Source organism: Oscillibacter valericigenes, assembly GCF_016902445.1.
Classification (GTDB): domain Bacteria; phylum Bacillota; class Clostridia; order Oscillospirales; family Oscillospiraceae; genus Oscillibacter; species Oscillibacter avistercoris.
The window spans coordinates 1-18,945 of record NZ_JACSNX010000022.1; the positions used below are offsets into that span (position 1 = coordinate 1).

The 18,945-nt window shown below is 64.8% G+C and carries 17 protein-coding genes; all 17 read left to right on the forward strand.

What is annotated here, in order from left to right:
* Positions 1-619 precede the first annotated feature (619 nt).
* The 17 genes from mutS to lepA all read left to right on the forward strand — a co-directional run bounded on the left by mutS (position 620) and on the right by lepA (position 18,940).
* On the forward strand, positions 620-3,226 hold the full coding sequence (gene mutS / locus H9X91_RS11525; protein ID WP_204805214.1) for a DNA mismatch repair protein MutS: 2,607 nt from the start codon (positions 620-622) through the stop codon (positions 3,224-3,226).
* 18 nt (positions 3,227-3,244) lie between these two features.
* On the forward strand, positions 3,245-3,955 hold the full coding sequence (locus H9X91_RS11530) for a CPBP family intramembrane glutamic endopeptidase (RefSeq protein ID WP_204805215.1): 711 nt from the start codon (positions 3,245-3,247) through the stop codon (positions 3,953-3,955).
* A gap of 39 nt (positions 3,956-3,994) precedes the next feature.
* Positions 3,995-4,906: an AEC family transporter gene (locus tag H9X91_RS11535; RefSeq protein ID WP_204805216.1), complete on the forward strand. Its 912-nt coding sequence runs from the start codon at positions 3,995-3,997 to the stop codon at positions 4,904-4,906.
* Positions 4,907-4,925: 19 nt separating this feature from the next.
* A complete protein-coding gene (mutL, locus tag H9X91_RS11540; RefSeq protein ID WP_204805217.1) occupies positions 4,926-6,989 on the forward strand; it encodes a DNA mismatch repair endonuclease MutL in 2,064 nt (687 codons plus the stop codon).
* Positions 6,990-7,231: 242 nt separating this feature from the next.
* On the forward strand, positions 7,232-7,426 hold the full coding sequence (locus H9X91_RS11545; RefSeq protein ID WP_204805218.1) for a DUF6440 family protein: 195 nt from the start codon (positions 7,232-7,234) through the stop codon (positions 7,424-7,426).
* Between the two features lie 6 nt (positions 7,427-7,432).
* Positions 7,433-8,026, forward strand: a complete 594-nt coding sequence (locus tag H9X91_RS11550) for an NAD(P)H-dependent oxidoreductase (protein ID WP_204805221.1) — start codon at positions 7,433-7,435, stop codon at positions 8,024-8,026.
* 40 nt (positions 8,027-8,066) lie between these two features.
* Complete coding sequence (gene miaA / locus H9X91_RS11555; protein WP_204805223.1) at positions 8,067-9,011, forward strand: tRNA (adenosine(37)-N6)-dimethylallyltransferase MiaA; 945 nt, start codon at positions 8,067-8,069, stop codon at positions 9,009-9,011.
* Between the two features lie 61 nt (positions 9,012-9,072).
* Entirely contained in the window at positions 9,073-9,318 is a 246-nt protein-coding gene (hfq, locus tag H9X91_RS11560; RefSeq protein WP_204805224.1) for an RNA chaperone Hfq, read from the forward strand.
* A gap of 162 nt (positions 9,319-9,480) precedes the next feature.
* Complete coding sequence (locus H9X91_RS11565; protein WP_204805226.1) at positions 9,481-10,764, forward strand: biotin/lipoyl attachment domain-containing protein; 1,284 nt, start codon at positions 9,481-9,483, stop codon at positions 10,762-10,764.
* Positions 10,765-10,814: 50 nt separating this feature from the next.
* Positions 10,815-11,507 (forward strand): YggS family pyridoxal phosphate-dependent enzyme, encoded by a 693-nt coding sequence (locus tag H9X91_RS11570; RefSeq protein WP_204805228.1) that lies wholly within the window; start codon positions 10,815-10,817, stop codon positions 11,505-11,507.
* Positions 11,508-11,541: 34 nt separating this feature from the next.
* Positions 11,542-11,976: a cell division protein SepF gene (locus H9X91_RS11575; RefSeq protein WP_204805230.1), complete on the forward strand. Its 435-nt coding sequence runs from the start codon at positions 11,542-11,544 to the stop codon at positions 11,974-11,976.
* A 27-nt stretch (positions 11,977-12,003) separates the two neighbouring features.
* Positions 12,004-12,708, forward strand: coding sequence for a DivIVA domain-containing protein (locus H9X91_RS11580; protein WP_204805232.1), 705 nt, complete (start codon positions 12,004-12,006; stop codon positions 12,706-12,708).
* 65 nt (positions 12,709-12,773) lie between these two features.
* Positions 12,774-13,652, forward strand: coding sequence for an HAD family hydrolase (locus H9X91_RS11585; RefSeq protein ID WP_204805234.1), 879 nt, complete (start codon positions 12,774-12,776; stop codon positions 13,650-13,652).
* A gap of 148 nt (positions 13,653-13,800) precedes the next feature.
* Entirely contained in the window at positions 13,801-14,490 is a 690-nt protein-coding gene (locus tag H9X91_RS11590) for a helix-turn-helix domain-containing protein (protein ID WP_204805236.1), read from the forward strand.
* A complete protein-coding gene (locus H9X91_RS11595) occupies positions 14,487-15,923 on the forward strand; it encodes an MBOAT family O-acyltransferase (RefSeq protein ID WP_204805238.1) in 1,437 nt (478 codons plus the stop codon). Before H9X91_RS11590 ends, H9X91_RS11595 begins: the two co-directional genes overlap by 4 nt.
* Positions 15,924-15,933: 10 nt before the next feature.
* Positions 15,934-17,013, forward strand: a complete 1,080-nt coding sequence (locus H9X91_RS11600; protein WP_204805240.1) for a hypothetical protein — start codon at positions 15,934-15,936, stop codon at positions 17,011-17,013.
* Between the two features lie 121 nt (positions 17,014-17,134).
* A complete protein-coding gene (lepA, locus tag H9X91_RS11605) occupies positions 17,135-18,940 on the forward strand; it encodes a translation elongation factor 4 (RefSeq protein WP_204805242.1) in 1,806 nt (601 codons plus the stop codon).
* Positions 18,941-18,945: the final 5 nt, after the last annotated feature.

The window sequence follows — 18,945 nt, forward strand, 5'->3', positions numbered from 1 at the left end:
GTCCAAAAGAAAAGGGCGCTTGGGCGCACTCCGGTGCAGTGGCCCTCCGTGCGCACGGGAGTCGGCGTAGTGGTGCCTGCTCCGATTTTGCCTGACCTTCGGGCACGCTAGACTCTTCTACGAGGTCGATACTGCCGTCCCGTGGCGGATGGTGCGTCTTGCGTCGGGGTGCAAGGACGCATTTGACAAGCTTCTCTTTCCGCGCGTTCCGCTTCGCTACGCGCTCCCCCGGCGGGCGTAGGAGCTGTTGCGTTGTCCTATGCTGAAGCCTTCATCAACAACCGGCCAGCGGCAGCGAAAATCGGCGCAGCATGTATCCCAGACCTCCCCGGGCCAAAGGTTTCCCCAAGGACAGCGCGTTTCCGTCCCTGACTGCCGCAAGGGACAGTCAACCTTCCCCCGCCGGCGGTAGGAGGTCTGCGCTGGCGCAGACCGACCCGCCGAACATTTTTTCTTTTCCACCGGGCGCGACGCATTTTCTTTTTGATGTCTCAAAAAGAAAATGGGGGGCGCATCTGCCCAGCCATCAGCATGGCTGTTTCCCCGCGTCCAATGGGACGCACTCCCATAACCCCAAATTCAACATCCTTCGATAGAAAGATAAAAGAGGTGACCCCTTTTGGCCGAACTGACCCCCATGATGAAGCAGTACCTGGAGATCAAGAAGGACAACCCGGACTCCATCCTGTTCTTCCGCCTGGGCGACTTCTACGAGATGTTCGCCGACGACGCCAAGCTGGCCTCCCGGGAGCTGGATCTGACCCTCACCTCCCGGGACCACGGCAAGCACGCCAAGCCCGAGGAGGAGCGGGTGCCCATGTGCGGCATCCCCTACCATGCCAGCGAGGCCTACATCGCCCGGCTCATCGCCAAGGGCTACAAGGTGGCCATCTGCGAGCAGATGGAGGACCCGGCAACGGCCAAGGGGCTGGTGAAGCGGGACATCATCCGGGTGGTGACCCCCGGCACGGTCATCGACGCCGCCTGCCTGGAGGACAAGTCCTCCAACTTCCTCTGCGGCATCTATATCGACAGCCAGAACGCCGGCGCGGCCTTCTGCGACATCTCCACCGGCAAGACCCACCTGACGGCCTTCGACGGGCCGGAGCGGGTGGAGCACGTCATCAACGAGCTGGGCCGCTTCTCCCCGGCGGAGGCGGTGGTGAACGACGGGGCCTATTCGGAAAAGGCCCTCACCGACACGCTGACGGAGAAATTCCGCTGCCGGGTGGAGAACGGCGGCGAGGGCCGCTTCCGCCTGACGGAGGCGGAGAAGAACATCCGCCGCCAGTTTGGAGAGGAGGCATTCGACCGCCTGCCCAGGACCAACCCTGCGGCGGCCATGGCTCTGGGCGGGCTGCTCCACTATCTGTACGAGACCCAGAAGACGGACCTCTCCCACATCAACGACCTGGACTACTACGAGCAGGGCCGGTTCATGGAGCTGGATCTCACCGCCCGGCGGAATCTGGAGCTGACGGAGACCCTCCGGGACCGGGAGAAGAAGGGCTCGCTCCTGTGGGTGCTGGACAAGACCAGGACCCCCATGGGGGGCCGGATGCTCCGCAGCTGGCTGGAGCGGCCGCTGCTGAGCGTCACCGCCATCGTCAAGCGCAACGCCGCCGTGGCCGCCCTGGTGGAGAATACCATTGCCAGGGAAGAGCTCACCGCCGCCCTGACGGGACTGGGGGACATGGAGCGGCTCATCGGCCGCATCGTCTACGGCACCGCCGGCGGGCGGGACATGGTGTCCCTCCGGGCCGCCATTGAACGGCTGCCGGCCCTGCGGGAACAGCTGACGGCCTTTTCCGGCGGCCGGCTGGCGGAGCTGGCCGGGGAGCTGGAGGACCTGACGGAGATCGGGGAACACATCGGCGCCGCCATCTGCGACGAGCCGCCGTTCTCCGTCCGGGAGGGCGGCTTCATCCGGGACGGCTACAACGGGGAAGTGGACCGCCTGCGCCGCATCATGAACGGCGGCAAGGGCGTCCTGGCGGAGATCGAGGCCAAAGAGAAGGAGAAAACGGGCATCCGGACCCTGAAGATCGGCTACAACAAGGTGTTCGGGTACTACATCGAGGTATCCAACTCCTTTAAGGACCAGGTGCCGGACACCTACATCCGCAAGCAGACGCTGGTGAACGGCGAGCGGTACATCACCCAGGAGCTGAAGGACCTGGAGCATGAGATCCTCACCGCCTCGGACCGGGTGGTGGCCCTGGAGTACGAGCTGTTTACCCAGCTGCGGCAGGCCATCTCCGCCCAGAGCGCCCGCATCCAGCGGACCGCCGCGGCGGTGGCGGAGCTGGACGCCCTGGTGTCCTTTGCCGCCGTGGCGGTGCGGAACCACTACTGCCGCCCCACGGTGGACGAGTCCGGCGTCATCGAGATCCGCGACGGCCGCCACCCGGTGGTGGAGCAGATGCTGAAGGACAGCCTCTTCGTCCCCAACGACACGTTCATGGGGGAAAAGGAGGACCGGGTGGCCATCATCACCGGCCCCAATATGGCGGGCAAGTCCACCTATATGCGCCAGGTGGCCCTGATCGTGCTGATGGCCCAGATGGGCGCCTTCGTCCCGGCGGCCAGCGCCCGCATCGGCGTGGTGGACCGGATCTTCACCCGCATCGGCGCCAGCGACGACCTGTCCGCCGGCCAGTCCACCTTCATGGTGGAGATGACGGAGGTGGCGGACATCCTGCGCCATGCCACGAAGCACTCCCTGCTGATCCTGGATGAGATCGGCCGGGGCACCAGCACCTTTGACGGCATGTCCATCGCCCGGGCGGTGCTGGAGTACTGCGCGGACAAGAAGCTGCTGGGGGCCAAGACCCTCTTTGCCACCCACTACCACGAGCTGACGGAGCTGGAGAACACCCTGCCCGGCACCGTGAACTACAACATCGCCGTCAAGACCCGGGGAGAGGACATCATCTTCCTGCGGAAGATCCTCCCCGGCGGGGCGGACCGCAGCTACGGCATCGAGGTGGCCAAGCTGGCGGGGCTGCCGGACAAGGTGGTCCAGCGGGCCAAGACGGTCCTGAAGGAGCTGGAGGAGGAGAACGGCGTCCAGTACGTGGCCGCCCGGAAGGAAGAGGATCAGGTGTCCCTCACCGCCATCGGCGAGGGGGAGGTCCTAGACGCCCTCCGCCGCTGCCAGGTGGAGACGCTGACGCCGCTAGAGGCCATGAACCTGATTTATGAGTGGAAGCAAAAGCTGAAGTGACCATCGGGAGGAAACGAGATGCCGAGAAAAAAGAGCGCCGCCTATATGTCGGCGGGAGAACAGATCGCGGGCACGGTGCTCTTTGTCATCTACCTGCTGGTGCTGCCCTTTGTCACCGCGCCCCTGTTCCGTATGATCGGCGGGCTGCTGGGGGTGACCATCAGCGCCGGGCTGCAGAACATCCTCTATTATTACATCCTGTTCGCTGCCACCATCATCATCTTCCACGGTTTTCTGGGGCGGACGTCCCGGAATTTTGCAGACAACCTGGGCGGGGCCTGTAAGTATATGGCCGTCGGTCTGGTGGCCCTGTACGGCCTGAACGAACTGGTGTTCCGGCTGACCCGGCTGGTGGTCTCCAACCAGACCAATCTGAACGACACCACCATCTCCGCCCAGATCGAGGACGCCCCCCACATGACGCTGCTGATCGTCGTCTTTCTGGCGCCCTTTGTGGAGGAGGTGCTGTTCCGGGGGCTGGTGTTCGGCAATCTCCGGCGCAAGAGCGCGGCTGTGGGATATCTGGTGAGCTGTTTGCTGTTCGCCCTGCTGCACGTGTGGCAGTTCGCGGTGGTGAACCGGGACATCACCTATTTTCTGCTGATGCTCCAGTATCTGGTGCCGGGGCTGGTGCTGGCCTGGGTCTATGACCGGACGGGGACGCTGTGGACGTCCATCGGCCTCCACGCGGCGGCCAACGCCCTCTCCGCCTGGACGCTGGTGGCCTGAGAGAACAACAAGAAGACGACGGGGAGAGAGACAGACGGAATGAATTTTTGGGACGTATTCGGAGAGATGCTGGTGATCCTGTTCGCCATCGCGGCAGGCTATGGCGCCAACCGGCTGGGCTACCTGGGCGGGGAGACGGATCAGAAGATCTCCAAGCTGCTGCTGAACATCACCATGCCGGCCATGATCGTGGCTGCAGTGGTCACCGGTGAGGAGCTGCCGGGCCTGGGGACCATTCTCTCCATTCTGGAAGTGGGCGTGGTGTTCTACCTGCTGGAGGCGGTATTTGCGCTGGTGGTGCCGCGCCTGCTGCCGGGCAGCCGGGGAGAGAAGGGCGTGTGGCGGTATGCGCTGGCCTTCCCCAATGTGGGGTTCATCGGCTACCCTGTGGCGGTGGCCCTGTTTGGGGACGGCGCCCTGTTCTACGCCGCTGTTCTGGCACTTCCCTTCAACCTGCTGTCCTTCAGCCTGGGGCCGCTGCTGCTGGCCGGCGCGGCCCGATTCCGGTGGAAGCAGCTGGTCTCCCCCTGCATCGTGGCCTCTGTCCTGGGCCTGGTGCTGGCGCTGACCCGTCTGCGGCCGCCGGCTCTGGTGGGGGAGATGCTGGACTTTGTGGGCGACATCACCGTACCGCTGTCCCTGCTGGTAGTGGGATCCCTGCTGGCGGGCATGTCTCCCGGCCAGGTCTTCCGCTCCCCCAAGCTGTGGGTGCTGACGGTGGTCCGCCTGCTGGTGCTGCCGGTGGTGCTGTGCCTGATCCTGCGCCCCTTCGGATTCGATGCGATGGTCGTGGGGATCGCCATCTCCCAGATGGCCATGCCGGTGGCAGTGAACGGGACGCTGCTGAGCATGGAGTACGGCGGGGACACAGATTCCATGGCACAGATCACATTCTTGACCACCATCGCCTCGATCCTGACCATCCCCGTCGTCGCTGTGCTGCTGCTTTGAGCTTAGAAAGGAACGCGCTATGCCTCACATTCAACAACTGGATTCCCATGTGGCGGACCTGATCGCCGCCGGTGAAGTGGTGGAACGGCCCGCCAGCGTGGTGAAGGAGCTGGTGGAGAACGCCATCGACGCCGGCTCCACCGCCGTGGTGGTGGAGATCCGCCGGGGCGGCATGGGCCTGATCCGGGTGACGGACAACGGCTGCGGCATCGCCCCGGCCGAGCTGCCCACCGCCTTCCTGCGCCACGCCACCTCCAAGCTGCGGACGGAGGCGGACCTGGGGAAGATCGGCACCCTGGGGTTCCGGGGCGAGGCTCTGGCCGCCATCTCCGCCGTCAGCCGGGTGGACATCCTGACCCGCCAGGCCGGTGCGGCGGAGGGGGCGTCCCTCCACCTGGAGGGGGGCGTGCCCGGGACGGTGGAGGCCGCCGGCGCGCCGGAGGGCACCACCATCACGGTCCGGGACCTGTTCTACAATACACCCGCCCGGCTGAAGTTCATGCGCAAGGACAGCGCGGAGACAGCGGCGGTGAACGGCCTGATGCAGCACCTGGCCCTGTCCCACCCGGACGTCTCCTTCAAATTCATCAAGGACGGGGTGGAGGCCCTGCTGACCCCCGGCGACGGAAAGCTGGAATCCGCAATCTACGCCGCCCTGGGCCGGGACTTCGCCCGGGGGCTGGTGCCGGTGTCCGGCAGCGGGGGAGACATCTCCGTCTCCGGCTTCGTCACCGCACCGCTGATGGGCCGGGGCTCCCGGTCCATGCAGGTGTTCTTCGTCAACGGCCGGTTCATCAAATCCCAGCTGCTGACGGCGGCGCTGGAGGAGGGCTACCGCAACCAGATCATGAAGGGGAAATTTCCGGGCTGTGTCCTGTCTGTGACGCTGCCGGTGACGGCGGTGGACGTGAACGTCCATCCGGCCAAGACCCAGGTGAAGTTCGCCCGGGAGCACGACGTGTTCGACGCCGTCTACCACACGGTGCTGGACGCCCTGGACAGGACCGGCGCCCCTGCTGCCGTTCCGGCGAAGGAGCCGCCCCTGACGGCGGCCTCCCGGCAGGACTTCTTCCAGACCATGGACGCCAAGACGTTCCGCCAGGGCGGCGGAAAGCCCGCAGCGCCTCCGGCTGCGCCGGCCCGGCCCGCCTGGAACACGGAGCTGCGCGCCCCCGCCAAGGTGGCGGACAGCGGACGGACGTCCTTTTACCAGACCAGCCGTCCGGCGACCCAGAGTGCCCTGGGCCGGGCTCCGTCCTCTGTGACGATACCATCCGGGAAACAGCAGACGCCTCCGACACCCGCATACCGGGGCGCTCTGGGACAGCCGCCTGTCTCCGTGACGGCTTCTGCGGCAGAGCGGCGGGCAGAGGAGCCCGCGGCTCCCGCACCGGCAGCTGCCTCTGCGGAAACGGCGGCTCCGCAAAGATCCGCCCCCCGGCCCTTTGTGCCGGCCATCCCGCCGGAGCAGCTGAAGCTGACGGAGAACCTGCCGGGCCAGACCGCCCTGGAGACGAAGGAGGCCCCCTGGCGCATCGCCGGGGAGGTGCTGCGGACCTACATCATCTGTGAGAGCGCCGACGGCTGCGTCTGGCTCATCGACAAGCACGCCGCCCACGAGCGGATCAACTTCGACAAGCTGAAAAATGCCCAGGAGCCCCCCATGCGGCAGACGCTGCTGGCCCCCATCGCGGCGGAGCTGAGCCGGGAGGACGGGGCGCTGCTGCTGGAGAACCTGCCCCTGCTGGAGCAGTTCGGCTTTGCCTGCGAGGACTTCGGCGGCGGGGCCCTGCTGGTGCGGGAGGTGCCGGCGGACATCGACGCCGCCGACACGGTGTCCACCCTGGAGGAGTTCGCCGAGTGCCTGCGGACCGGCCGGTCCCCGGATGAGAAGCGGGAGAATCTGCTGCACACCATGGCCTGCAAGGCGGCCATCAAGGGCGGCTGGGTCAGCGACCCGGCGGAGCTGCGGGTGCTGGTGGACCGGGTCCAGAGCGGGGAGGTCAAATACTGCCCCCACGGCCGCCCGGTGGCGGTGAAGCTGACGAAGTACGAGCTGGAGAAAATGTTCCGGCGGGCGTGAGACTTCGAAGGGGGACTGCGTCCCCCCTCGACCTCCCCCCACACCAGTGACGTCGGTCACTGGTGTGTGCGCCCAGGGCGCACGGGTCAAGGAATTTTCGCCACGTACACGCCGCGGCGAAAATGATTTCAATTTATTCGTTCGCCGCTGGCGAACGAACTGGGAAAAACCGCAGGTTTTTCCCTAGCCCCTTTTCCTGTGAGGATAGCGGACGATTTTTGGGTTTTCAGGAGGTTTCTTGTATGGCGAAGAAGGAGAAGCGATTCGTACAGACCCATGTGGAGAGCAGCGTTTTTGAGAACACGGCGATCTGGGTGGACCGGGAGACCGGAGTCAATTATCTGTGGCACTCTTCCGGCGAGGCCGGTGGGATGACGCCGCTGCTGGATCGGGAGGGAAAGCCCATTATCACGACCGTTTTGGAGGAAAAGGAGTAATTTGTCATGAAACTGCTGTTTGTGAACAGCTGCATCAGCCAGCGGGGAGAGGCGTCCCGGACCCTGGCGCTGGCGAAAGCGTTTTTGGAAACATGGAAGGACCTTCATCCCGAGGCGGAGGTGGAGACCGTGGCGCCGGAGGCGCTGCTGGCGCTGAAGCCCTTTGATCCGGAGATGCTGAACGACCGGGACGCCCTGGCGGGCATCCGGTGCTTTGACGCGCCGGTATTCGACCTGGCCCGCCAGTTCCGGGCGGCGGACCGGGTCGTGGTGGCGGCGCCCTTCTGGGACCTGACCTTCCCGGCGGCATTGCGGACGTATATCGAGTACATCTCCGCCAACGGGCTGACGTATCACTACGAGGCGGACGGCTGCCACGGGGACTGCCGGGCAGAGAAGCTGGTGTACCTCACCTCCGGCGGCGACGTGGAGCGGCCGGAGAGTCTGGGCGTCCTGCACTGGAAGCAGCTGTGCGCCATGTTCGGCATCCCGGCGTTCGACTACGTGTTCGCCGGCGGCCTGGATCTGGACCCGGCTAAAACGGAAGAGATTCTGGCGGAGGCCTGCGAAAAGGCCCGCCGGCTGGCGGAGACCTTCTGAGAGACCGCCAGAGACAAAAAAGACGAGAGGAGGGATGGCGATGCCGGAGAAGATCATCTGCGTGGTGGGCCCCACGGCCTGCGGCAAGACGAAGCTGGGGGTCCTGCTGGCAAAGCGATATGACGGGGAAGTGGTCTCCGCCGACTCCATGCAGATCTACAAAGGCATGACCATCGGCACCGCCGCCCCTACGGCGGAGGAGATGGAGGGCGTGCCCCACCACATGATCGCCGTGGCGGATCCGGCGGAGCAGTGGTCCGCCGCCCGGTATGCCCAGGCGGCCATCCCCATCGTGGACGATATTCTGGCCCGGGGGAAGCGGCCCATCCTGGTGGGCGGCACCGGGCTGTGGCTGGATGCCGTGGTCCAGGGCCGGACCTTTGCCGGCGGCCACGCCGGCGGTGCCGTCCGAAAGGAGCTCCAGGACCGGCTGGCCCGGGAGGGCATCGGCTCGCTCCTGGAGGAGCTGCGGCAGGTGGACCCGGAGGCGGCGCAGCGGCTGCACCCGGCGGACGAGAAGCGGATCCTCCGGGCGCTGGAGGTCTACCGGGAGACGGGAAAGACCATCTCCGCCCACAATGCGGAGACCGCAGCCCTGCCGCCCCGGTACGACGCCGTCTGGATCGGCCTGCAGTTCCGGGACCGGGCGGATATGAAGGCCCTCATCGACCGCCGGGTGGACGCCATGGTGGCCGCGGGCCTGCTGGAGGAGGTCCGGCAGCTGCTGGAAAGCGGCCTGCCCCGGGAGGCCACGGCCCTTCAGGCCATCGGGTACAAGGAGTTCCTGGGGATCCTGGACGGCACCGCCGCCGTGGAGGAGGCCGTGGCAGAGGTGAAGCTCCGCTCCCGGCAGTACGCCAAGCGCCAGCTGACCTGGCTGCGGCGGAATCCGGACATCCACTGGATCTGGTGGGAAAAAGACCGTGATTTTGCCCGGGCCCTCCAGGTTTCGACGGAAATCCTGACCGCCGCTGGCGTATCCTAGCGGTGAGCGGACGGGAGACAGGGACATCGTCCGACTCATACAGAAAAAGGAGCGGACATATATGCAGACAAAAGCGAACTTACAGGACCTGTTTCTCCTCCGGGCCAGACGGGACAAGCTGCCCGTCACCATGTTTCTGATGAACGGCTTCCAAATGCGGGGCACCATCACGGGCTTTGACGCCTTTGTGGTGGTGCTGGACAGCGACGGCCGGCAGCAGATCATCTACAAGCACGCGATCTCCACCATTGCGCCGGTGCGGCCGGTGGATCTGGAGCGTGAGGAGCCGGCCGCCACGCAGGCGTGAGCGCGCCGCCGCGAAAGCGGCCTGCGGAGCAAAACGGCTCCATGGGCCGCACGCACGTCGGCCTATGAAAAGGAGAGCCGGGGTCCCCGGTCAGCGCGGAACGCTGACTGGGGCCGGCCGCTGCCGGGCCCGTCGGGGCAGAGAGACAGATCGAGGTAATCCATGAAAGAGAGAACGCTTGGAACGAAATTATTGCTGGCGCTGGTCACGTTGGGGGTCCTGGCCTATTTTGCCATTCAGGCTGTGCGGTATTTTGGAGACCCGCTGACCACGACGCTGGCGTACCGATATGAAGTGGAGCTGTCCACGGCGCTGTCCGGCTATGTGGTGCGGGATGAGACCGTCCTGCCCGACGACACCAGCGGCCTGCTGCAGCAGCAGCGGACCGAGGGGGAGCGGGTCAGTGCCGGCGGTGTGGTGGCCCTGGTCTATGCGGACCAGGCGTCCCTGGAGCTGCAGCAGCAGATCCAGTCTCTCCAGACGCAGATCGAGCAGCTGCAGTATGCGGAGGAGGCGGCACTGGGGGCGGAGGTCTCTCTGCGCCTGGATGCGCAGATCCTTCAGACGATCCGGAACTACCGGGGCGCCCTGGCGGCGGACCGGCTGGATACCGCTGAGGACTATGGCGACGAGCTGCGCAGCCTGGTGATGAAGCGGGACTACACGTACTCAGATACGGCGGACCTCTCGGCGCGGCTGGCGGAGCTGCAGAGCCAGGTGAACACCCTGCAGGCCCAGGCGGGCAGCTCTGTCCGCCGGATCACGGCCCCGGAATCCGGACTCTACAGCGCTGTTGTGGACGGCTATGAAACGATCCTGACGCCGGAGAATGTGGAACAGCTGACGCCCGGCCAGATCTCTGCGCTGGAGCCGGATGAGAGCGGCCTCCCGAACAACGTCGGCAAGCTGGTGCTGGGGGACACATGGTATTATGTGGCTGTGGTGGAGGAGAGCGAGGCGCAGACCCTGGAGGAGAGCGGGACGCTGAAGCTGCGCTTTGCCAAGGGCGTGAGCCAGGATCTGAGCGTGGAGCTGATCCATGTCAGCGAGGCGGAAAACGGCCGGGTGGCTGTGGTGTTCCGGGGAGACACGTATCTCTCCGGCCTGACGCTGCTGCGCCAGCAGAGTGCCGAGGTGATCCGGCAGACCTATACCGGCATCCGGGTGCCCAAGGAGGCCGTGCGGGTGCGGGAGCGGACCGTCACGGACGAGGATGGCACGGAATCCACAGTGAATGAGACCGGCGTTTACTGCATCGTGGGGATGGAGGCCCGCTTCAAACCGGTGGACGTGCTGTACAGCGGAGAGGACTTTGCACTGGTCCGGTCCACGCTGGATACTGCGGAGGAGGTCACCAAGTCACAGGAGGAGATCCGGCTGCGGGCCGGAGATGAAGTGATCATCACAGCCTATGAGCTGTATGATGGAAAAATCATGGGAAACTGAGAAAGAGGACCGGCAGGGCCGGCATTACGGGAAGGAGCATTGGAACGCTGATGACGATCGCGGAAAACATTGCAAAGATCAGGGAGAACATGGCTGCGGCGGCCCGGGAGGCCGGCCGGGATCCGAAGGAGATCCTGCTGGTGGGCGCCAGCAAGATGAACGACGCCGCCGCCTGCCGGGAGGCCGTTGCCGCCGGCATCGACGCCCTGGGGGAGAACCGGGTGCAGGAGATGGTGCAGAAGCTGGAGCAGCACGCCTATGACGGCGCGCCCCTGCACTTCATCGGCCACCTGCAGCGCAACAAGGTCAAGCAGGTGGTGGGCCATGTGGCCCTGATCCAGTCTGTGGGCTCGCGGGAGCTGCTGGACGAGATCGAGAAGGTGGCCGCCGCCCGGGACCTGGTGCAGGACATCCTGCTGGAGGTCAACATCGGCCGGGAGGCCGCCAAGAGCGGCTTTGCGCCGGAGGACGTGCTGGCCGGGGCAGAGACCGCCCTGGAGCGGCCGCATGTCCGGGTGCGGGGACTGATGACGATCCCGCCGGCAGATGCGGAGCGGGACGCCAATTTCCGGTATTTTCAGGAAGTTCAGGCACTTTATGTTGACATGAACAAGAAATTGTTCCATAATGAATTAGAATACCTTTCCATGGGCATGAGCGGCGACTACGAAGATGCGATCCGGGCCGGTGCCACCATGGTGCGGGTCGGCAGCGCGATTTTCGGCGCCCGCCATTACAACTGAAAAGACCGGAGCGCGGCTCCGACAGGAGGCTATTATGAGCTTATTGGACGAACTGAAGAAATGGACCCACCCCTACGAGGATGAGGACGAGGAGTACGACGACTTCGAAGAGCCGGCCCGGCAGAGCGCCTTTGAGGACCGGAAGATGAAGGTGGAGGACCGCCGCAACAAGGTGGTGAACATCCACGCCACCACCCAGCTGAAGGTGGTCCTGGTGAAGCCGGAGCGGTTCGAGAACGCCTCCGAGATCGCTGATCATCTGAAGGACAAGCGGACCGTGGTGCTGAACCTGGAGTCCACCAACAAGGACATCGCCCGGCGCCTGATCGACTTCCTGTCCGGCGTGGCCTATGCCGGCGAGGGCAAGATCAAGAAGGTGGCCGCCAATACTTACATCATCACGCCCTATCACGTGGATATCGAAGGCGATCTGATCGACGAGCTGGAAAACAACGGTCTCTATTTCTGAGCCGGACGAGGGGGGTAACATCGCACTATGCTGACACCGCAGGAAGTTTCCACCCACGCCTTTTCCAAGGCGGTGATGGGCGGATACAATATGGCCATGGTCGATGAGTTCCTGGATGAGCTCACCGACGACTACACTGCGCTTTATAAGGAAAATGCCGCGCTGAAGGCCAAGCTGAAGGTCCTGGTGGAAAAGGTGGAGGACTACCGCGCCACGGAGGACTCCATGCGCGCCACGCTGCTGACTGCCCAGAAGATGGCGGACTCCATCGTCCACGAGGCGGAGGCCAAGCGGGACGAGATCCTGGCCCAGGCGGAGAGCAGCGCCCGGGAGAAGATCGGCCAGCTGCGCCAGGAGGTGGAGACCGCCGAGGAGCGGCTGCGTCAGGGCCAGATGGATCTGGCAAAGTTCATCTCCGCCGCCCGGGAGCTGTGCGACCGGGAGCTGAAATTCCTAGAGCAGCTGCCCACCCTGCCGGTGGAGGCGGAGATCCCGCCTTCTCAGCCGGAGACGGCGGAGACGGTGGAACAGATCGAAGAAAAGGTGATGGCCGCGTTCGGAGAGGAGAGCGCGGAGGAAGAGGAGACCACGGCAGAAGAAGAGGCGCCTGCAGCAGAGGATGATTATCCGGAGGGTGATCCCTTTGCCGCGGACACTGTGGATGAGCCTACCCGCCGCATCAACCTCAGCGACCTGAAGTTCGGCCGCAACTACTCCGGCGGAGAAGACTGAAAATGCAAAAGCGGCTCGCAGGAGCCGCTTTTTTCTTCCTGGGATTTTGATTGGAGGGACCTGCCATGAAGCAGCAGCCCATCGTGGCCTTTTTGTACGATTTCGACAAGACGCTGTGCACCACCGACATGCAGGACTACGCCTTCATCCCCTCCCTGGGGATGACGCCCGCGGAGTTCTGGGCGGAGGCCAACGGCTTCGGCCACCGGAACCGGATGGACGGGATCCTGGCCTATATGTACACCATGATCCGGGAGGCGGAACGGCGGGATCGGCCCTTCACCCGGGCGGACCTGGTGGAGAAGGGCCGGAGCATCGTGCTGTTCCCCGGGGTGGAGGACTGGTTCCGGCGGATCAACGACTTCGGTGCCCGGCAGGGCGTCCAGGTGGAGCACTACATCATCTCCTCCGGCCTGCGGGAGATCATCGAGGGGTCCTCCATCAGCGGGGAATTCAAGGAGATCTACGCCAGCGAGTTCTACTATGACGAGAACGGCGTCCCCGTGTGGCCCAAGCTGGCGGTGAATTTCACCGCCAAGACCCAGTTTGTCTACCGGATCAACAAGGGGGTCCTGGACGTGTCCAATGACCGGGACCTGAACGCCTCCATGCCCGACGACAGCAAGCGGGTGCCCTTCCCCAACATGATCTACATGGGGGATGGCCTTTCCGACGTGCCCTGCATGAAGATGATGCGGGCCTACGGCGGCCAGGCCATCGCCGTGTATCAGGAGAGCAACCGCCCCGGCGTGGAGGATCTGCTGGCCAAGGGGCGGGTGGACTTCATCTTCCCGGCGGACTACCGGGCGGGCTCTGCTCTGGAGGCCACGGTGCAGGACATCATCCGGAAGATGGCGGCGGCGGACCGGCTTTGGGAGGAAAACGCCCGCCAGCTGCACTCCATCGGCGGCGACCTGCTGCTGGGACAGCTGGGGCTGTTCTGAGGCTGAGCGGGACGGAGAGAACAGGGGACGGTGCTGCAGGGCAGTACCGTCCCTTAAAAAATGACAGACAGGCCCGTTTTTTCTTTACAATTTGTATCGTATTTGCTAAACTATACGTCGTGTATAAAAACCAAAGGAGAGAGAAACGATGGCTTCCTCAACTGAATTTTCCCGTACCCTGTCCCTGCTGCGGCAGGAGCGGGGCGTCTCCCAGCGCACGGCGGCGGCGGACCTGGGCATCTCCCAGGCGTTGCTGAGCCATTATGAGAACGGCATCCGGGAGCCGGGCCTGGCCTTCGTGGTGAAGGCCTGCGACTACTACCACGTCTCCGCGGACTTCATCCTGGGCCGCACGCTGTCCCGGGAGGGGAACATGCTGACGGAGCAGGAGATCCTGAACGCCGCCGAGCCGGGGAACATCCTCCAGGGCAGCGTGCTGGCGACGCTGCAGAGCAAGCTGCTCTCCGGCGCCATCGGCGTGCTGTTCGGCCTGCTGGGCAAGCTGAACGACAAGGGGGCCATCAACGCCGCCGCCGGATATCTGGGCAGCGCCGTGTACCAGCTGTACCGGCACCTGTACCGGACCGCCGGCGCCAATGAGGCGTACTTCTCCCTGGACCCCGCCGCCTGCACCATGGGCACGGCAGAGGCGGACATGAAGCTGTCGGAGATCCAGTACACCCGCAGCCTTCGGGCCCAGGCGGCGAAGAAGGCGGAGTTCCCGGACCTGTCCAATGAGGCGCTGACCGCCGCCTATCCCGGCCGGTGCCAGAGCCTGACCCAGGTGCTGAGCACAACGGACGCCCGCCTCAGCGCCCTGACGGAGAAGAGCAGATGAGCTTTCAGTCTCTGGCCTTTTTCGGCTTTTTGGCGGTCGCCCTGGCAGTCTGCCTGCCGGTGGGGCGGCGCAGCTCCGGCGCCGGGGCCGCTCTGCTGACGGCGGCCTCCGCCGTCTTCTACCTCCTGGGACCGGGCGGACCGGCGGTGGTGCTGGGCGGCCTTGCCTGCCTGCTGCTGGGCATCTGCGTGACATCGTGGGCCATCCGCCGGATGGCCCGGTCCGGCGGCAGCCGCCGCCGGACGATGGTCCTTGCCTGCGTCTATCACATCGCCGTGCTGGTGGGGTTCAAGTACACGGAATTCCTCACCGGCGGCGCGGTGGAGGTGGGCTGGGCCCCTCTGGGCCTGAGCTTTTTCACCTTCCAGCAGCTGTGGCTGCTGAAGGAGGTCTGCACAGGGGAATATGTCCCGGGACCGGGGGACCGGCTGCTGCTCTACGGCCTGTTTTTCCCCACCGTCACCTCCGGCCCCATCCTGCGGCCGGACACCTTCTTTCCCCAGCTGCGGGGGGAGACCTTTCTCCATCCGGACTGGTCTGATGCCGCGGCCGGCGTCTACGCCATCTGCTGCGGCACCATCAAGAAGGTGCTGCTGGCGGATTCCTTCGGCACCGTGGTGAACAACGGCTGGACCCGCCTGGGGGAGCTGAGCGCCCCGGCGGCCTGGCTTGTGATCCTGGGCTATACCCTCCAGCTGTACTTTGATTTCTCCGGCTACTGCGACATCGCCGCCGGTGTGGCCCGGCTCTTCGGCATCCGCCTGCCGGTGAACTTCGACTCCCCCTACCGCAGCGCCTCTGTGACGGAGTTCTGGAAGCGGTGGCACATCACCCTGACCACCTTCTTGCGGGAGTGCCTGTATTTCCCCCTGGGCGGCAGCCGCAGGGGAACGGCCCGGACGTACTGCAACATTCTCATCATCTTCCTGGTCAGCGGCTTCTGGCACGGGGCTGGCTGGACATTCCTGGTGTGGGGCGCCCTCCACGGGCTGGCCCAGGTCATCGAACGGGCCTGGGGGACGCGACGGGACCATCTGCCTCTCCTGCTGCGGTGGGGGCTGACGTTCCTGTTCGTCAACATCGCCTGGGTGTTCTTCCGGGCGCCGGACTGCGCCGGGGCTCTGGAGCTGCTGTCCCGGGCCGTCACCGGAGGCCTTGCCAAGCCGGAGGCCTGGCTGCTGGAAGGCCTGTTCACCGAGGAGGCCAGCGCCGTGCAGATGCTGCTTCCGGCCCTGGGGCCCTGGCGGAACATCCTGCGGGTGGTGCTGCTGTACGGGGCGGGCATGCTCGCCGTCCTCTGGCCCCGGAACGTGATCCGCCGCATGGAGGACTTCCGCCCCACCGTCTGGCGGGGGGCCGGACTGGTGATCCTGACGCTGTGGTGCGTGCTGTCCTTCACCGGCGTCACCACCTTCATCTATTCCAATTTCTGAGGAGGACCGTATGAAGCAAGCATATCGACGCTGGGTCTGCGGCCTCCTGGCATGTCTCGCCGCGCTGCTGGCGGTCTGCGGAGCCGTCGTGTACGCGGTGGATCCGTGCCTGTATTACCGGGTGCCGGACCAGTGGCAGCCAGTGCTGTTCAACGAGCGGTACCAGATGGCAGGGCTGGCGAAGAACGTGGAGGCGGACACCGTCCTGGTGGGGACCTCCATGGCGGCCAATTACCGCGCCAGCTGGATCGAGGAGACCTTCGGCACTTCCGCCGTGCGGCTCACCATCCCGGACGGGTATTACAGTGAGTTCGATCAGGTGCTGGGCGTCCTCTTCCGGGCTCAGGACCCGGAGCGGGTGATCTTCGGACTGGACGTGAACACCCTGATCCGGGACGAGAGCGGCGTCACCGCCGCCATGCCGGAGTACCTCTACAACGCCAATCCGCTGGATGACATCCAGTATCTCCTGAATAAAGATACCCTGTACTACAGCGCCTACACCCTGCTGTCCAACCGCTGGGGAGAGGGCGACACCATCGACGAGGGGTTCACCTGGGACAAAGACCAATGGTGGAACCACATGTCCGCCCTGGCCAACTACGACCGGCCGGAGATCGCAGGGGAGGAACTGCCCTCTGACACCTATCAGGACAACGTGGCCGCCAATCTGGCGGTGGCGGAGGGATGGATTCGGGAGCATCCGGAGACGGAGTTTGACTTCTTCCTGCCGCCCTACAGCATGCTCTTCTGGGACAAGGTCACCCGGGAGGGGCGGGTGGATGCGGTGCTCGCCGCCATCCGGCAGGCCGGGGAGACGCTGCTGCAGTACGACAATGTGAGGCTCTACGGATACCTCATGGATGCGGACATCGTGACGGATCTGGACAACTACTGCGACTACATCCACCACTCCGGGGAAGTCTGCCGGGAGATCCTCGCCATGCTCCGGGCGGACGAGGGCCGGCTGACGGAGGAAAATCTGGAAGAGACGCTCGCCAGCTGGCGGGAATTTGTGGTACACTATGATTACGACAAGTTCTGGGACGAGGACTTCTGGACCCGGTGGAACGCCGAGCACGCCGCCTGACGGCGTCCCCGCGAAAACGAAAAATTTGCGGGGTCCCCGTTTATGATTTGAATTTACGGCGCTCCGCGCCGGGCCCGCATGGCGGGCCTTGCGTGGACTTGCCGATGGAGGAACACCGTATATGACAAAGCAGAGCAACATCCGAAACTTCAGCATCATTGCCCATATTGACCACGGCAAGTCCACGCTGGCGGACCGGCTGCTGGAGAAGTGCAACGCCGTCTCCGCCCGGGAGATGGAGAGCCAGCTGCTGGACAACATGGACCTGGAGCGGGAGCGGGGCATCACCATCAAGGCCCGGGCCGTCCGGCTGACCTACCATGCCCAGGACGGGGAGGACTATGAGCTGAACCTCATCGACACCCCGGGCCATGTGGACTTCAACTACGAGGTCTCCCGCTCCCTGGCCGCCTGCGAGGGCGCGGTTCTGGTGGTGGACTCCACCCAGGGCGTGGAGGCCCAGACCCTGGCCAACACGTACCTGGCCATGGAACACGACCTGGAGATCCTGCCGGTGTTCAACAAGATCGACCTGCCGGCGGCGGACCCCGCCAAGGCCAAGCAGGAGGTGGAGGACATCATCGGCCTGCCGGCCCTGGACGCGCCGGAGATCTCCGCCAAGCTGGGCACCAACATCGAGGCGGTGCTGGAGGACATCGTGAAGAATGTCCCGCCCCCCAAGGGGGACCCGGAGGCGCCCCTGAAGGCCCTGATCTTTGACAGCCAGTACGACTCGTACCGCGGCGTCATCGTCTACTTCCGCATCATGGAGGGCAGCATCCGCACGGGCCAGCAGGTGAAGATGATGGCCTCCGGTGCCACTTACCAGGTCATCGAGTGCGGCCACCTGCTGCCCCTGGGCATGGAGCCCTGCGATCAGCTCCAGGCCGGCGAGGTGGGCTACTTCACCGCCTCTATCAAGAATGTGAAGGATACCCGGGTGGGCGACACGGTCACCGACGCAGCCGCTCCCACAGCGGAGCCGCTGCCCGGCTACCGGCCGGTGCAGCCCATGGTGTACTGCGGCATCTACACGGAGGACGGCTCCAAGTACCCGGACCTGCGGGACGCCCTGGAGAAGCTCCAGCTGAACGACGCCTCCCTGAGCTTTGAGCCGGAGAGCTCTGTGGCCCTGGGCTTCGGCTTCCGGTGCGGCTTTTTGGGCATGCTCCACATGGAGGTGATCCAGGAGCGGCTGGAGCGGGAGTTCGACCTGGACCTGGTGACGACCCTGCCCTCCGTCATCTACCACGTGTACAAGACCGACGGCACCATGGTCACGGTTGACAATCCCCACAACTACCCGGACCCGGCGGCGATCGAGCACGCGGAGGAGCCCTATGTCAAGGTGAACATCATCGCCCCCAACGAGTATGTGGGCAACATCATGCCCATGTGCCAGGACCGCCGGGGCGAGTTCAAGGACATGCAGTACCTGGACACCAACCTGGTGGAGCTCCACTATCAGATGCCTCTGAACGAGATCATCTACGACTTCTTCGACGCCCTGAAGGCCAACACCAAGGGCTACGCCTCTCTGGACTATGAGCTCTCCGGCTACCGGCCCAGCGAGCTGGTGAAGGTGGACCTGAAGCTGAACGGCGAGATGGTGGACGCCCTGAGCTTCATCGCCCACAGGGACAAGGCGTACCCCCGGGCCCGGCGGCTGTGTGAGAAGCTGAAGGAGAACATCCCCCGGCAGCTGTTCGAGGTGCCGGTCCAGGCGGCCATCGGCGGCCGGGTCATCGCCCGGGAGACCGTGAAGGCCATGCGCAAGGACGTGCTGGCCAAGTGCTACGGCGGCGACATCACCCGCAAAAAGAAGCTGCTGGAAAAGCAGAAGGAGGGCAAGAAAAAGATGCGCTCTCTGGGAAGCGTACAGATCCCCACAGAGGCATTTCTGGCGGTGCTCAAGCTGGACGAGTAATAGAA

Coding starts and splice junctions, on each gene's coding strand:
- H9X91_RS11530 (WP_204805215.1), top strand. CDS start 3,245: ATGCCGAGAAAAAAGAGCGCCGCCTATATGTCGGCGGGAGAACAGATC.
- H9X91_RS11535 (WP_204805216.1), top strand. CDS start 3,995: ATGAATTTTTGGGACGTATTCGGAGAGATGCTGGTGATCCTGTTCGCC.
- mutL (WP_204805217.1), top strand. CDS start 4,926: ATGCCTCACATTCAACAACTGGATTCCCATGTGGCGGACCTGATCGCC.
- H9X91_RS11545 (WP_204805218.1), top strand. CDS start 7,232: ATGGCGAAGAAGGAGAAGCGATTCGTACAGACCCATGTGGAGAGCAGC.
- H9X91_RS11550 (WP_204805221.1), top strand. CDS start 7,433: ATGAAACTGCTGTTTGTGAACAGCTGCATCAGCCAGCGGGGAGAGGCG.
- miaA (WP_204805223.1), top strand. CDS start 8,067: ATGCCGGAGAAGATCATCTGCGTGGTGGGCCCCACGGCCTGCGGCAAG.
- hfq (WP_204805224.1), top strand. CDS start 9,073: ATGCAGACAAAAGCGAACTTACAGGACCTGTTTCTCCTCCGGGCCAGA.
- H9X91_RS11565 (WP_204805226.1), top strand. CDS start 9,481: ATGAAAGAGAGAACGCTTGGAACGAAATTATTGCTGGCGCTGGTCACG.
- H9X91_RS11570 (WP_204805228.1), top strand. CDS start 10,815: ATGACGATCGCGGAAAACATTGCAAAGATCAGGGAGAACATGGCTGCG.
- H9X91_RS11575 (WP_204805230.1), top strand. CDS start 11,542: ATGAGCTTATTGGACGAACTGAAGAAATGGACCCACCCCTACGAGGAT.
- H9X91_RS11580 (WP_204805232.1), top strand. CDS start 12,004: ATGCTGACACCGCAGGAAGTTTCCACCCACGCCTTTTCCAAGGCGGTG.
- H9X91_RS11585 (WP_204805234.1), top strand. CDS start 12,774: ATGAAGCAGCAGCCCATCGTGGCCTTTTTGTACGATTTCGACAAGACG.
- H9X91_RS11590 (WP_204805236.1), top strand. CDS start 13,801: ATGGCTTCCTCAACTGAATTTTCCCGTACCCTGTCCCTGCTGCGGCAG.
- H9X91_RS11595 (WP_204805238.1), top strand. CDS start 14,487: ATGAGCTTTCAGTCTCTGGCCTTTTTCGGCTTTTTGGCGGTCGCCCTG.
- H9X91_RS11600 (WP_204805240.1), top strand. CDS start 15,934: ATGAAGCAAGCATATCGACGCTGGGTCTGCGGCCTCCTGGCATGTCTC.
- lepA (WP_204805242.1), top strand. CDS start 17,135: ATGACAAAGCAGAGCAACATCCGAAACTTCAGCATCATTGCCCATATT.